Source organism: Gracilibacillus thailandensis (assembly GCF_010994055.1).
GTDB classification, from domain to species: Bacteria; Bacillota; Bacilli; order Bacillales; family Amphibacillaceae; genus Gracilibacillus; species Gracilibacillus lacisalsi.
In genome coordinates, this window is record NZ_WJID01000016.1 from 20,119 (window position 1) to 34,913 (window position 14,795).

A 14,795-nucleotide genomic window follows, 5' to 3' on the forward strand; every position below is an offset into this window, starting at 1 on the left:
AATCTTATGTTCAATAGCTTTTATCACGGTGCTATTGGTCCGTACTTCAAGCTATTGCATATATACTTCCACTAACTCATAACATCTTTCTTTTGTTTCGTTTGCAAGGACAGTTACATACTCTAATTGTTCCATTGTACCACCTTCATATTCTAGTGATGCTTCTTTCGCCGTTTTATCTCTATGAGTGATCCAATCCCGTTGCTCTTTTCTCAGTTGGCTCATTTCTTCTGCAGATAGTTGTTTTTCTAAAACACCATAAATCTCGTTTAATAAATCATCCCATGCCTCATATTGTTTATGTGCTACATCTTTTAAAGCATATGTAGAACTGTCTACAGCTTCCATACTTTCCGTTTTTTCATTTGTCTCGTTTAATTTGTTCAAGTACGTTTCTTTTTGGTTGGTAGTTGTATCATTAGCAGTTGTTTCTTCCTTTTCTTCTGGTAGTTGATCTGAAGTCTTTTCTGTTTCCTCTTTAGTATCCATCTCCTTATTCGACACAGTTTCTGTTACATTTTCCTCACTAGAGTCATGGATTTCCTCATCTGAAGTATGATCGGGTGATTGGTTGTTCCCATGATTATCCGATTTGGCAGATGAATTTTCGCATGCTGCTAGCAGTATAATAATTACAAAAATAAATATAGTTAATAAAGCTTTACTATTCTTTTTTCTCATCAAAGGAGTTCCCCCTCCATAAAGTTATTTATTTTATGTTAACATAATTTCCCTGTTAGGTTGCATAAATAATCTCGTTTGTTACAGCTGTTCAGTCCAACATCCTTTCAACCAAGTAAGATGAGTTTATCCCTCTGTTTATAAATAAATTCAATTACTATATTAAAAAAATTAATATTAAGATTGAATATGTTAATTTAATAATTGATTTTTTATAAGTATAATCGTATACTTTATGTAAAGGAGGTGAAAAAGTGGGATTACCAGTCATTACAGCTTGCCCAGTTTGTGGGGAGGGGTTAAATGTAACGAAACTAACGTGTGGACATTGTCATACAACAATTGAAAACACCTTTGAGTTCCCAAAGCTACTTTCATTAAAGAAAGAACAACTGGAGTTTATCGAGACCTTTATTTTGTGCCGTGGAAGCATTAAAGAAGTTGAGAAAGTTCTCGATATTTCTTATCCGACTGTACGAAATAAGTTGGAAGAAATCATTTCTGAATTGGGTGATCCGTATAAGGTGAAGCAGGCCAAAGAAGATGAGAAGAAGGATGTTATTGATAGGTTAAGCAATGGTGAACTAAGTGCAGAAGAAGCCATTAAGCTGTTAAAGAAAAAATAAAAAAACCTTCACTCGAAAAAGTGAAGGCAAGAAAAATTATTCGTATTTGTATTGTAACAAAAAGAAAAATGATTTGTCGAGAGATAAAAAAGCATAATTGATTAGTAATGATGGCGACGAAAGACGAGATCCTTCTTTTAGATGATGTTTTTGAATGGGCGAACCAAAACAAAAAATTAAATAAGGAGTGGACAAATTGGAAAACGAAATTATGAAAGTGTTGGAACTTGTTCAAGAAGGTAAGCTGAGTAATAGTGAGGCCGCAGAAATTATATCAACGTTAAAAGAAGAAGCAGCCTCACCTGCAGTAGAGAACAACAGTTACATGTCTAAAAGCTTAAAAGTCATCATCGATTCTGATGGTGATAAAGTTAATGTTAATTTACCATTAAAATTAGTGAAATCGTTACATGGTGCGATTGAAAATATTCCCGCTGTCCAAGAGCATTTAGGTGGAGCCGATATCAACTTAATTCTCGATGCCATCTCAAATAATGTCGAGGGCCCTATTGTGGATGTGGATAGTGCAAAGGGTGAAATAGTAAAAATAGTGATTGAGTAAAGCCATGAAAATAAAGGTTGTAACAAATGAGTTGAAGTTTCCAATCCGTATCTTGTTCCCTAATAGTTTTTTGAGGTTATTCGTCTCAAAGCGAGTTCTAAAAAAGTTACTAAAGCGTGTAGATAATGTAGAAGAGATTATTGATCAGATAGACTACAAAGCGCTAAAACAAGTGTTTAAAACGTGTAAAGATTTGAAAGGAACAGAACTTGTCAATGTCAAAGCGAAAGATGGAACAGAAGTGAAAATTACGCTATAGATATTTGCGCAAGCACTCCTAGCCAAATGTAAGTCCTTATCACCAAAGAAGGTGATAAGGACTAATTAAACCCTAAAATGGCTGTTTGACTAGTTATGTCCCTGCTTCCGTATATATTATCGTTACATTATAGATGTCAAAGTGTGCTCTTCCAAATAGCTTGCCAAACCACTTTTGCATTGCCCTTTTATCTTCTTAGGTTATGCTGGAACTTTCTGGTTCCATTAGATGTTCCCAGGACTTATACCGCTCCAACATTAATCCTTGCTTATTGAATTCGCAGACCGTTGTACCTTCCCTTCCTGTAGAATTGCCGAAAAAGACTGTAATTAAAGGTATTGAAGGCGTTCTGTGTTCCCTCCTTTTTCGCATTCCTAAGCTGTAGCGAATGTTGTGAAATAATCCATGCAGAGTTTTGAGTATTTCCCTTTTCCATTCATCGGTAGCACAGCAATTTCAAAATGAGTAGTCTATTCGTGCCAATCTTTCAGTGGTTGCATCAATAGGCCTTTTTCTATTGGACATTCTGTACCATAGTAGAGACAAATATATGAAGACATCTACCTTTTTTTTAGTAGATTAAGGAACAAGTCCAATCTGTTAGCGTGGTTATCGATATATTAATAGTGAAAGGTACTGAAAGGAGGGAGTAGAAGTTGGAAGAAATGAACCAAGAGCTAAAAAAGTTATCGAAGAGCTTAGCAGGAGTGACTGTTACAAGTGTGCTAAAAAAACACAAAATAACCAATGAAGAAACTATCACAAATCAATTATCACAGGATCAAAAACAAGAATTAAAAAATATTGCTGAAAATCTAGAATCACTAGTTGGCGATTTTACTGCTAAAAATAAACCAGAGAATTTTAAAAAAGAATTAGACTCCGTAGAAAGTCCAATACGAGAGTTAATGAAAAAAGTGAATAAAAAGGAGAGTGGTAAGTAATGGGTAAAAAAAGAAGACGAAAAGTGATCGATGAGTTTTATGGCTGTCGTTCCAATTGTAATAGCAATAGTACCCGTAATATCAGTAATAACAGTAATGCGGCTATTCAAAATAATGCTACTCAGGATGCTGACATTTTTCAAGGATCCTTTGAAGTAATCGAAGTAAGAGATTCTTGTGGTGTGGATGTTACAACCACTGATACTCAAGTAGCTGTTTCTCTTCAAGCAGCCCTACAGGTTGCAATTGCGCTCGTTGTTAACATCACGATAGCAGATAGTAATCGAGCAGAGCTAGTTACACAGGAGTTGCTCCAACGTGCAGAAATTGACCAAGTGAATAGACAAAAAATCTTAATAGAAGGTTCAGATAATGTTAGTGTAACCACTACTGACACGGATGTTGCTATTTCTTTACAAGTACTAGTGCAAATTCTGTTAGCATTACTCATACAGCTGGATATTTTTTAAGCCCCTATAGCTAAACTGACACTCCTCTTATCGCCAACTCTATGAAGAGTTGGCTCTTTCCATAGTTCATTTTCACAACATTTCGTAAGTATTTAATGCACTAGTTTAAGGTGTACCTTTGAGGGACACTCTCCATAATAGGAGAAGGTATTAATGGATGAATATAGTAATAGATTTCTTCAAAAATAACCTCTTCTAACGCTAGTCATATTTCCTCTCATCAATCAATATATTTTAAATAGGTGTTGTCCAAATGGATGAACCTACTTTAAGTATTGTTAAAAATGGGGAGGAATAAGTATGAAATATGAAACACCAAACCAACCAGGTTCCGTAGTGAACTTCAAAGAAAAATACGACAACTATATTGGCGGTGAGTGGACTCCGCCAGTAAAAGGACAATATTTTGAAAACGTGACACCCGTAACAGGAGAAGTTTTTTGTGAAATAGCTCGTTCTACTGCGGAGGATGTAGAGCTGGCACTAGATGCTGCCCACGAGGCTGCACCAACGTGGGGGAAAACATCTCCAGCAGAGCGCGCGAATATGTTAAATAAAATAGCAGATCGCATAGAAGAAAACTTGGAAATGCTAGCTGTCGCAGAATCTTGGGATAATGGAAAAGCGGTACGAGAAACGTTAGCTGCAGATTTGCCATTAGCTGTTGACCATTTCCGATATTTCGCAGCAACGATCCGAGCACAAGAAGGATCGATTAGTCAACTCGATGAAGATACAGTCGCTTATCACTTCCATGAACCACTTGGTGTCGTTGGACAAATCATTCCATGGAATTTCCCAATATTAATGGCAACATGGAAACTCGCTCCAGCACTAGCTGCTGGTAATGCGGTTGTTATCAAGCCTGCAGAGCAAACGCCAGCATCGATTCATGTCTTGCTAGAACTAATTCATGATTTACTTCCGCCTGGGGTACTCAACGTTGTAAATGGATTTGGTTTAGAAGCGGGTAAACCGTTAGCTTCAAGCAGTCGTATTGCTAAAATTGCCTTTACTGGCGAAACCACAACAGGGCGTCTCATTATGCAATATGCCTCTGAAAATATTATTCCAGTTACATTAGAGCTAGGAGGAAAATCGCCAAATATTTTCTTTAAAGATGTCATGGCTCATGACGATGCCTTTTTAGATAAAGCCATTGAAGGTATGGTGATGTTTGCTTTAAACCAAGGGGAAGTTTGTACCTGTCCGTCACGCGCTTTAATACATGAAGATATTTATGATGCGTTTATCGAGCGAGCTGTAGAGCGTGTGAAAGCAATCAAAATTGGTCATCCATTAGACACGGAAACGATGATGGGTGCTCAAGCATCTACAGAACAGATGGAAAAGATTTCGTCTTACTTAGATATCGGCAAGCAAGAGGGTGCAGAGGTACTAGTTGGTGGTGAACGAAATCAATTGGATGGAGAGCTGTCCAAAGGCTTCTACGTTAAGCCAACTATTTTCAAAGGTCATAATAAGATGAGAATTTTCCAAGAAGAAATATTTGGTCCTGTCCTTGCCGTTTCCACATTTAAAGATGATGAAGAAGTGCTGGATATTGCGAATGACACGTTATATGGATTAGGTGCAGGTGTTTGGACACGGGATTTTCATAAGGCATACAGTTTCGGTCGAGGTATTCAAGCAGGACGTGTATGGACCAACACGTATCATGATTATCCTGCCCACGCTGCTTTTGGTGGTTATAAAAAATCAGGCATTGGAAGAGAAAATCATTTGATGATGTTATCTCATTATCAACAAACGAAGAACTTGCTCGTAAGTTATAGTAAGACACCAAAAGGATTTTTCTAATTCTTAAAGAAGGAGGCGGGTGCATGGCACAACAAGAAAAAGTCTTAGCAACGGATGAGGCAGTGGCGTTAATGGATCTGTTACAAGAGAAGCATGGTCCTTTAATGTTCCATCAATCTGGTGGTTGCTGTGACGGAAGCTCGCCGATGTGCTATCCAAGAGGGGAATTTCGAGTTGGAGATTCTGATATTTTATTAGGTTATGTGAATGATACCCCTTTTTATATGTCGAAAGATCAATATGAATACTGGAAGCATACCCAACTGATTATTGATGTAGTGGAAGGTAGAGGGGGGATGTTCTCTCTGGAAAATCCAGAAGGGAAGCGGTTTTTGATTCGGTCTAGGGTATTTGAGTAGTGTGTATGCGGATTAGGTTCAAAATAGCCATTGTTGGCATAGAGTCGATTTATTCGTGTTATCGTGTTTAAGTAGGTGTGCCTCTTAGGTATTATTTATACCATGTCTACATCTACGATAGTTATGGGTGAGAAGTCTTGAGATGAAAAAGTAGAATAAAAGAAGATATAAAACCAAAAATGACTAGTGTGCATTCAGTTAAATACTTTTAACACACTAGTCAATTACGTTTACCATTTATTTATACTTTCACGAGTTTATATATCACATCTTGTCCAAATCATTTGTCACCATATCGAACTCAACTAAATTAAGATAGCGTTAAAATACAAGGTAAACTGGAATCTTTATATCTTAAAAGCGTATAAAGTTGACCAGTTTTACCTAACATTAGCCCAGGATTAGAAATATCTTTACTAAAACCATTTTGCCAACCTAGCTCATTCATTGATTTAACATAGTTAGCAATCCAAGATTTAATGGAAGAGTCTACATAAGCCAAATCATTTCCACTAAAATGATTTTTAACTTCAATTAGAATATCAAGATTTCCTAGTGTACCATGACATAAGGAATTTCCCTTTGTATGCCTATTCCCTAATCTTATAGTGGTGGAAAGAGCTTCCCTAATATATCTTACCTTTAAATTATTTTTTAAATTATGCTGAATTTTTATTCTCCCCAGTAAAATACCAGCTGCACCATGACACCAAAAGGGATCAGAAAAAGTAAACGCTCTACTTTGCCGGTTATCATACCAATTTCCCTCTATCGGATCATAATATTCATCTTCATAATTTAGTGCTTGCTTTATAAAATGTAATATGTTTTTCCTTTTTTTTGAGTCATTTTCAATAATCTTATAATATTCAGAAAGTGCATAACATACACCTGTTTGACCATGTGAAAAACCAGTTAAACCATGTTGTTTATTAATATCAAACTTCCAATAAATCATATCCCCTTTAGAATATGCTTTACTAATTAGTTGTTTATACACAATATCGGCTGTTTGTTTAAGAAATTCTAATTTATACTTTTGATATAATAGTGTTAGCACTTTTAATACACCTGCTAAACCACCAATAAAATCAGTAACTATAATAGAATCGATATTTTTGTTGATTTTATTACAATACTCCTCATATATCTCGGTTGCATCTTTTTTATTAACATGTCCACATTCAAGCATTTTATCTACTATATAAATATAGGATGTTAATCCGTGGTAAGCAGAAATATTGTTAATAGATTTTGTTGTACGGTAAAGCATCCGTATCGTGTTGATAAAGGAGTCTATGAAATTTTGATCTAATGAATAATGTTTGTTGTAATAGTAAATTAAATATAACCCAATTCCACCTAGACCATCGTAAAGATTATAATTTAAGGGGCCTGCGACTACTTGTCCAGATGGATGAAAAGACAATGACACCCATTGAACATGGTTATCAAATGATAATCTTTCGTCTAAAACTTTTTTTGTTTCTTTTAATAATAAATTATTTGGATCAGAATAATTTAAAGATATATTAAAGTCACTATTACTTTTCACTTCTTTTCTTCCAGTGAAGTTACTATTCGTTCTTAATGCAGTTAAAGCCATATTTATGAGCGAAACCTGATAAGAGTAATCTTCATTAGACAAACGATTAAATCGATCTTTGATTTCATCTAATGTTGCCCTTTTTATTAATTTACAATCTATCTGATTACCTTTACTGTCAATGACTTTGTTAATCTTGAAATAACTATTAAAATAAGGAATATCACCATGATACATATCTTCTATTTCAAATTGCGATACCTTTTGAAAGAAGCTAAACTTTTGATAAGAATCTTTAAAGAAAGATAAAACTCTATAACGTTCGCTACGTTGTTTTAAATATTTTGGGTGCAAAAGGGAGGTTAAAAAATTTGCATATACATGAGTAGGTCTTACTATAATCCTTACAGGGAAATCTTTGGATTGATTTAATATATTTAAAATAGCACTCTTATTTTTCCAAATGAAATTATAAGCCTTTTTAAACCCTTGCATAAAAAGATTCTCATATCCAAATATCTCTATTGTATTGCCATTCTTAGAAGGAAGATTATAAGCGGTTTCCATATATTGAATTTCCTTTTTTAGACTCACCCTATCTGTACCTTGATCTTTTATTCTCTCTTGTTCTATTAATTGCTCATGTGTATTTGATAATGCACATGCATTTCTTGGATTTTCTTCTTCTGGGTATGAAGTATTATTAAAAAATAGTGACTTATAAACTGTTTTATGGAGGAAGTCGATAAAAGACGATTCTGTTTGTTTTTCTTCTCTTTCCATAAAATCTAAAGTAGGTTGGAAAAGCGTTTCTAAATCAATTAAATATGGATCAGGACCACTTGCGATGATGTTTTCGTAGTGAAAATCAGATCCTTGAAAAGCATAAACAAAGGCAAGGTGCATACCCAATTTCTTAAAAAATTCCTTTATCTGGTATTCATTATAACATCCTTCAAAATTTATAAATTCTTGCCAACCATAATCATCTTTGTCTACAGTACTTGGTGTTTTTAATGTTTCGGAATAGGTATTATTAAATAAATTTGTAACCTGTGTATATATAATGTCTGCTTTTAAAGATCTTGGCTTATAAATTATTTTTTCCTTATCTGTGTGGAGCACAGCAACACTATTACCATTACGATGTGTATCACCTAAATTAATGGATATTGCTTTTAATAAACCTAAATTTTTATTAAATTGTACTTCTAATTCCTTAACATCTGTAATATATCTAATGATGAGTTCATAACTGTTTTTTAATAAGTTGCTTTGTGTTTTATCGTAGATCTCATTAAGTACTGGATATTTTTGGAGTAATGTCCAACAATATTGAGAATCTTTTAACTTCCTGTTAAACATTTCATAATACTTAGTGCTACCCTCTTGAACATCACAAGTGAAACTATCTTGAAATTCATAAATAAGTACTTTTTTTGTTAGGTCTTTTATTTTTTTTCGGAATTCTTCTTTTAAGGACAAGATGATTGATTCCTTATCAATTGCTTTGGAATCGATATCATTCCAGCTTTCCGATAATTTCTGGTGAAAAAAATGAGTCATATTCTCATAAAATGGATTAAAGAATTCACCAACAAAAGTAATATCAGTGGAATTGCTATGTACGACATTCTTCATTTTTTATACCTCCTAAAAAAAAAACGGATGTATAAAACACCCGCTTATTTGTTATTAATAATAATCAAGACCTTCTCTTTTAATTATCAATAAGTAACGCTAGTTGTAATATGCTTTTTTAATCATTACAAGGTTTTACAATGGAAGCACATGAGGTTGTCGGGCAGCCCCAAGCAGAAATTGGGATGGTCACTGTTGTAGGTGTTACAGTATGAGGCTGAACTTCATCATTGCCACCAGCAAGATCCATTAATTCTTGTTCTACTACTTCTTCTAATCCATTATTTCTTTTCATTGTTAATTCCTCCTTTTTAATTAAAGCTCAAGACTTAATCATTACAAGGTTTTACAATGGAAGCACATGAGGTTGTCGGGCAGCCCCAAGCAGAAATTGGGATGGTTACTGTTGTAGGTGTTACAGTATGAGGCTGAACTTCATCGTTGCCACCAGCAAGATCCATTAATTCCTGTTCTACCACTTCTTCTAGACCATTCTTACGCATCTTATATCACCTCCTTTCAATATTTAACCAGTAATTTCAATCTTTTCAGTTTCTACATCTTTTGGATATAATTTCCCATTATGAAGTTCGTAGATTGTATCGTAATTTTCAATAGCAGATATTCGGTGCGTAATGGTGATAATCGTGATATCTCTTGCATAAATATTGTTTAGTACTTTTCTCTCTGTAGTAGTATCTAAATTACTAGTACCTTCATCAATAATTAATAACTTCGGATTTTTCACCAGTACTCTAGCTATCGAGAGCCTTTGTCTTTGACCTCCGGAGAGACTTATCCCATTTTCGCCAATAACAGTTTGATATCCCATCTTTAGTTTCATGATATCTTCATGTATTTCAGCATCTTTTGCAGCTTGAATAACAGCTTCTTCCGAAATGTTATCAAAATAGTATTTAATGTTATTCATTATCGTATCGTTAAAAAGCTGTACATCTTGTACGATGAAACCTACATCACTTCTGAGTTTCTGTATATTTACATCATTTAAGTTGTTTTCACCAATATAAACTTGACCAATAGTTGGTTGGTATAAGCCAGCAATTAATTTTAATAAGGTAGACTTACCACTTCCAGTTTTACCAATTAAAAAAACTTTCTCTCGAGGATAAATTTCCAAGTTGATTTCTGAAAGTATGTTGTGTGATTTATCATAACCAAAAGAAACATCTTTGAATTTAATAACATCTACATTTGGATTAAATATTATATTACTCTCTGGATTAAGCTTTTCTTCTTTCTCTAAAAGTACGTATTCTATCCTATCAATCATTTCTTCTACAACTTTAATGGATTGTATACTGCCAATTATGGAACCTAATGGGGTCATAAAACGGCCAGCGATGGTTGAAAAAGCGACAATTGCCCCAATGGTCAAGCCATTTTGAGTGCCAATCCAAACTCCAAAAACTAATATAATTAATGGTAAGGAAATATTGATTGAACTTGATACAGAACCTAACAAAGAAGAAACATGCATTCTTTTCGAAAAATTGCCTAATTGTTGTTCAAAAATATCATTCATTTGTGTTTCTATTTTTTGAGTGTCACCAATTGTTTTGATAAATGTTGCAGACCGTAATACCTCAATTAATTGACCTTGATACTGAGCTTGGCCATGCACTTCTTGTTTTGTATACATTTCTATTTTTGGAAGAAGGAATACAGTTGCTAAAACTTGAATGAGTGCCCCAACGAATACTATAACTGACAGCATAGGAGAGTAATAAAGCATTACCCCACAAAATACTAGCAGCAGACTGATATCAAGTATTAGTGTAGAAGCTAGTCTGGAAATAATCTCTCTAACTGCCGAGATATTGTGAATTCTTGAGGCAATATCTCCAGAAGAGTTTGCCTCAAAAAAACTTAGAGGCAAGGAAAATATCTTCTTTACAAAACTGGTTGTTAATCTCTTATTGATAGATACTTGTAATTTAATAATAAAGATCATTCTTAACAGTGAAACGCCTAAGAAAATGATGGTTATAGACACAATTAGTATGGCTAGAAAATCGTAGCGTATAGCATTTTCTTTTTGGGCCATAAAAGAATCGATTAGATATTCCGTTATAAACGGAGTAATAGCATTTAAAGATTGAAAGAGAATAGAAAGAATAATAACTAAAATAAGAAATTTCTTCTCACTAAATAAGTATCTTCCTATCTTTTTTGCTAAATTCTCTACTTGTAACTCTCTCTTTTGTAGTTTGCCTAATTTCTGATCGCTCTCTAGTTTCACAACAGTTCCGCTATAACACTCATCAAACTCTTCTATTGTAATATTCTTACGACCAACTGCAGGGTCAATAATCTGAATTAATTTTTTATTTACTCTTTCTAAAATCACAAAGTGGTTGTTATTCCAATGAACCATGCAAGGTGTTTTCATGTTGCAATTTTCTATCTCATTTAATAAATTCTTTGCGTAGTATGATTTTAGTTTAAATCCTACATTTTCTGTGAGTTCAGTTAACTTTTTTAAGCTTGTTCCATCCCTGCCAATTTGCTCATCTTGTGATCCTTTTAATTTTTGAGGATTTACTGTGAATGAAAGTTCATAACTTAGTAGCATAGATATACACATAATTCCGCATTCATATTGGCTTTTTTGGAGTAGAACAGGTAATTTCTTTTTAAACATGATATGCACCCTTGTCAGCAATTTTCGTCCCTATTTTTAAATCTAGCAATAGAGGAATTCTATCGTCACTAGCATACATTAAGCCGTAAACAACACCTGCCAAGCCTATCATTAAATTAGGGGATTCTATTCCATTTCCTACACCGCATTTATAACCGTCAGTTTCTCCTCTCAGAATACTTTCATATAAAAGATTTTTACCAATGTTAATATAGTGTTGGTTATCCATACTTCTGCCGCAATTAATAAGTATCATAGCATTACCAATATCTCCATGACATAAACTATGTTCTCGGCCAAATCCATCTTCGAGAATATTATCGATAGCGTATTGTAAATCTTTCTTTGACTGAATGGCAACTTCCTGGTTATTGTATTGTGCCAGCTCTAATCTACTAAGCAATATTCCTGGCGCTCCGTGACACCATGATGCAGCAGTGACTACGCTATTATCCATACGATTATCTAACCAGCCATTCTCCATCATTTGACTGTTCTCAAATTGCAAGCCTTTACTAATTACGCTATCTATATCTTTTCTTTTTAGATGTTTGTTTAATACTGCTAGTGCATATATATTACCGGCATTACCATGAGAGAAGCCAGTTAATGGAACTTCACTTACACCAATCCAAGCAATACTTCCATCATCATTTACTATTAAGTTTTCAAGTAAATGGTCCGCACATTTTTCTGCAATATTTATAAATATCCGTTCTTTCTCTAATTCATAACTACTGACAAGAACAACTATAGTTCCTGCGACACCGCTTATAATATCAAATTCTTTATCCTTTTTAATAAGTTGTGGCAATCGCGTTGCTAGTTCGCAAGCTGCTTTTTTAAATCTAACTTCCTTGGTAGCTACGAAATAATTCATTAATAGGTAAATATAAGATGAAGCTCCTGTAAATGCTCCAATTGGTATCATTTCATTTTTATTTACCTCTTTCCAATCTAAAATTCTATTTAGCAGATCCTCTACAATTTCTAAGCCTATATTTAAGTATGCTGCTCTCTTTGTAACGATCCACAAAGATAAGTACATCATAGCCATTCCAGATAATCCGTTGTAAAGTGTATCTCCCATTGGAGCATGACTCCAATGAAGCTCCTTCACTCCAATAGGTGTTGAATTAACCCATGAATAATTTCTCTTTTCCATATTGTGACCAACTATGGCCTGCGATTTAATTACCTCTTCTATTTCTTTGGCTTTTTCAATAAAAAAATCAGTGTGAATAAATGTGTGAGAATAATCTTTTTCTTCTTTTGGTGTAGGGTTGTGCAAAATGTTGTGGTTAATAGACTGAATAGATAAGTCAATAAGCTTTTTTTGAAAATCTAGATCTGCACTATCCATTTTATTAAGCTTTTGTTGAACAACTTCAAAAGGTGTTTTATTAAAATAGTTCTTTATCTTCTCTTTTGTGGATGAAAATAAGTCACATGATTTAATTGACAGAGAAAAAAGTGGTATATCACCGTTTGTGAGATCTTGAAATTCGTGTCTAGCTATCTTTTCATACCATTCGTTAGAAATAGCATCTTCCCATATTTTTGCTAAGAATACTTCTCTATCTATATAGTTATGTAAGAAACGAGGATGAAGGCTTAATTCAAGTAGTGAAGCATATCGTACAGTTGGTTTAGGGATAAAACGAACCCTTACTTTATCAGCTGACATATGGATAATATTTTCTATTTCTTTTTTATTGTTTTGTATTAGTTTATAAATTTCTGTAAAACCTTGTTTGATTTCTTCTATATAGTGATTAGCTTCAACATATTGCCCATTTATTTTCGGGTGATTAAGAGAAGCATTCATTTTGCCATATTCTCGCTCTATTTTGACAGTGTCTTCGTCTAACTTAATCTTAGGTACTTTTATAAATGTATTAACTTCACCTTTTTGTCCAATTCCACTAACATCAGTGTGGTTACTACCAAAAATAAAAGGTAATAGTCCGATCGATTTAACAGAGGTAGAAAGCTTTTCTTTTGTTTTATTATAGGCGTCAGAAACATTCTTTTCTTGATAGGGCATATGAAATAGCGATTCAAGATCAATAAGAACTGGAAAACTACCATGAGCTATTAAGTTTTCAGAGTGAAAGTCAATGGCATTTAGTGTATAGAGTAAAGCTAACTGTGCACCCATTCTTTTGTAAAAATTAGCAATCTCTTCTTCGCTACTACACTCTTTATAATCAATATATTCTGCCCAACCGTGATCTTTACCCTGATAAACCTTTGGTGTTCTAATGTAAAATTGACTATCAACAAGCTGATTAATATATTCACATATCTCCCTATACATTTGATCAATATGTAAATCTCTTGGTTTATATATTAATTTATAATTGTTTTCTAATATTATTTTTGCCACTCTTCTTCCATCAGAATGGCTATCACCTAATCCAAGGATAATGGTTTCTATCCTATATGGTTGTTTAGATTTAAAAAAGTTGATTGATTCCATATCTTCAACATAATGTTTTACGATATCAGTAGTTATTTTTACAATTTTTCTAACCTCGTTATGTAAAATCCTCAAAATTCCCGGATACAATTCAAAAAAATGATTTAAGTAAGTACTATCACCCAGGAAGTATTCATTATAATATCTATATTTTTCTTCTTTTGTTTCTCCTATTAATTGATTCTTTTCTAAACAAACATTAAAATCTAAAACTAAAGTGCGGTAACAAGTCTTTAAAATAGCACTTTGTACTTGAAATGATATATGTTCCAAAAATTGTTGTTCATTTACAAGAATAAATTTATTATTTTTAAACACATTTCTATTTTTAATATCTTGGATGGCAATGCTTGAAACTTTTGAAGCAAAATTAATAAACAAAACATTTTCTTTATCGCTATATTTTGTATAAGGAGCAGTTATTAATCTATTTTTAAAAGCTCGATATTTGTTCAGAATCAATCTAGCATCATTTTTGACTGCAGACGATTTGTATAGCTCAGTTAATTCTTTCTTTGAATGGATATTCAATATATTGGCAATGCTATCTTCAAATAATTCCATGTTATCTTTATAAGTAATTTTAATATTCCGATCTAATAACCCGCCCGACAGATCTTTACTTTGATCTCTTAATTTCTCTTCTATGTTTAGTATAGCTGTTAAGTTTCCCAATCAGTTCAACTCCCTATATTATTTAAATAACCGGAAGGATAAAACCTTCCGATTATTTAAATTA

13 protein-coding genes are annotated in these 14,795 nt (G+C 33.5%); 7 read left to right on the plus strand and 6 right to left on the minus strand.

The window, feature by feature from the left end; translation table 11 throughout:
* Positions 1-51 precede the first annotated feature (51 nt).
* Entirely contained in the window at positions 52-681 is a 630-nt protein-coding gene (locus GH715_RS06455) for a lysozyme inhibitor LprI family protein (protein WP_153834681.1), read from the minus strand.
* 254 nt (positions 682-935) lie between these two features.
* On the opposite strand from GH715_RS06455, the gene GH715_RS06460 reads away from it, so the two are divergent.
* The 7 genes from GH715_RS06460 to GH715_RS06490 all read left to right on the plus strand — a co-directional run bounded on the left by GH715_RS06460 (position 936) and on the right by GH715_RS06490 (position 5,722).
* The gene (locus GH715_RS06460) at positions 936-1,307 is read left to right on the plus strand and encodes a DUF2089 domain-containing protein (protein WP_018931971.1); all 372 of its coding nucleotides are present in this window, start codon (positions 936-938) and stop codon (positions 1,305-1,307) included.
* A gap of 196 nt (positions 1,308-1,503) precedes the next feature.
* A complete protein-coding gene (locus GH715_RS06465; protein ID WP_153834680.1) occupies positions 1,504-1,869 on the plus strand; it encodes an SHOCT-like domain-containing protein in 366 nt (121 codons plus the stop codon).
* A 4-nt stretch (positions 1,870-1,873) separates the two neighbouring features.
* Positions 1,874-2,128 (plus strand): hypothetical protein, encoded by a 255-nt coding sequence (locus tag GH715_RS06470; RefSeq protein ID WP_153834679.1) that lies wholly within the window; start codon positions 1,874-1,876, stop codon positions 2,126-2,128.
* A gap of 656 nt (positions 2,129-2,784) precedes the next feature.
* The gene (locus tag GH715_RS06475; RefSeq protein WP_018931967.1) at positions 2,785-3,072 is read left to right on the plus strand and encodes a hypothetical protein; all 288 of its coding nucleotides are present in this window, start codon (positions 2,785-2,787) and stop codon (positions 3,070-3,072) included.
* A complete protein-coding gene (locus tag GH715_RS06480; protein WP_153834678.1) occupies positions 3,072-3,542 on the plus strand; it encodes a spore coat protein in 471 nt (156 codons plus the stop codon). The genes GH715_RS06475 and GH715_RS06480 overlap by 1 nt, the downstream gene beginning before the upstream one ends.
* Before the next feature lie 300 nt (positions 3,543-3,842).
* On the plus strand, positions 3,843-5,363 hold the full coding sequence (adh, locus tag GH715_RS06485; protein WP_153834677.1) for an aldehyde dehydrogenase: 1,521 nt from the start codon (positions 3,843-3,845) through the stop codon (positions 5,361-5,363).
* Between the two features lie 23 nt (positions 5,364-5,386).
* Entirely contained in the window at positions 5,387-5,722 is a 336-nt protein-coding gene (locus tag GH715_RS06490; protein WP_153834676.1) for a DUF779 domain-containing protein, read from the plus strand.
* 310 nt (positions 5,723-6,032) lie between these two features.
* Here the strand turns inward: GH715_RS06490 and GH715_RS06495 are convergent, their stop codons facing one another.
* From GH715_RS06495 to GH715_RS06515, 5 genes are all read right to left on the minus strand, one after another.
* Positions 6,033-8,909: a type 2 lanthipeptide synthetase LanM family protein gene (locus GH715_RS06495; protein ID WP_153834675.1), complete on the minus strand. Its 2,877-nt coding sequence runs from the start codon at positions 8,907-8,909 to the stop codon at positions 6,033-6,035.
* A gap of 118 nt (positions 8,910-9,027) precedes the next feature.
* Positions 9,028-9,204 carry a class II lanthipeptide, LchA2/BrtA2 family gene (locus GH715_RS06500; RefSeq protein ID WP_163578494.1) on the minus strand — a complete coding sequence of 59 codons (177 nt, stop codon included), beginning with the start codon at positions 9,202-9,204 and terminating at the stop codon, positions 9,028-9,030.
* A 34-nt stretch (positions 9,205-9,238) separates the two neighbouring features.
* Positions 9,239-9,412: a class II lanthipeptide, LchA2/BrtA2 family gene (locus tag GH715_RS06505; RefSeq protein WP_163578495.1), complete on the minus strand. Its 174-nt coding sequence runs from the start codon at positions 9,410-9,412 to the stop codon at positions 9,239-9,241.
* A gap of 23 nt (positions 9,413-9,435) precedes the next feature.
* The gene (locus tag GH715_RS06510) at positions 9,436-11,574 is read right to left on the minus strand and encodes a peptidase domain-containing ABC transporter (RefSeq protein WP_153834674.1); all 2,139 of its coding nucleotides are present in this window, start codon (positions 11,572-11,574) and stop codon (positions 9,436-9,438) included.
* The gene (locus GH715_RS06515; RefSeq protein WP_153834673.1) at positions 11,567-14,731 is read right to left on the minus strand and encodes a type 2 lanthipeptide synthetase LanM family protein; all 3,165 of its coding nucleotides are present in this window, start codon (positions 14,729-14,731) and stop codon (positions 11,567-11,569) included. The genes GH715_RS06510 and GH715_RS06515 overlap by 8 nt, the downstream gene beginning before the upstream one ends.
* Positions 14,732-14,795: the final 64 nt, after the last annotated feature.

What these genes read in the sequence shown, in the direction of transcription:
- GH715_RS06455 (WP_153834681.1), bottom strand. Translation starts at nt 681, where the DNA reads ATGAGAAAAAAGAATAGTAAAGCTTTATTAACTATATTTATTTTTGTA.
- GH715_RS06470 (WP_153834679.1), top strand. Translation starts at nt 1,874, where the DNA reads ATGAAAATAAAGGTTGTAACAAATGAGTTGAAGTTTCCAATCCGTATC.
- GH715_RS06480 (WP_153834678.1), top strand. Translation starts at nt 3,072, where the DNA reads ATGGGTAAAAAAAGAAGACGAAAAGTGATCGATGAGTTTTATGGCTGT.
- adh (WP_153834677.1), top strand. Translation starts at nt 3,843, where the DNA reads ATGAAATATGAAACACCAAACCAACCAGGTTCCGTAGTGAACTTCAAA.
- GH715_RS06490 (WP_153834676.1), top strand. Translation starts at nt 5,387, where the DNA reads ATGGCACAACAAGAAAAAGTCTTAGCAACGGATGAGGCAGTGGCGTTA.
- GH715_RS06495 (WP_153834675.1), bottom strand. Translation starts at nt 8,909, where the DNA reads ATGAAGAATGTCGTACATAGCAATTCCACTGATATTACTTTTGTTGGT.
- GH715_RS06500 (WP_163578494.1), bottom strand. Translation starts at nt 9,204, where the DNA reads ATGAAAAGAAATAATGGATTAGAAGAAGTAGTAGAACAAGAATTAATG.
- GH715_RS06505 (WP_163578495.1), bottom strand. Translation starts at nt 9,412, where the DNA reads ATGCGTAAGAATGGTCTAGAAGAAGTGGTAGAACAGGAATTAATGGAT.
- GH715_RS06510 (WP_153834674.1), bottom strand. Translation starts at nt 11,574, where the DNA reads ATGTTTAAAAAGAAATTACCTGTTCTACTCCAAAAAAGCCAATATGAA.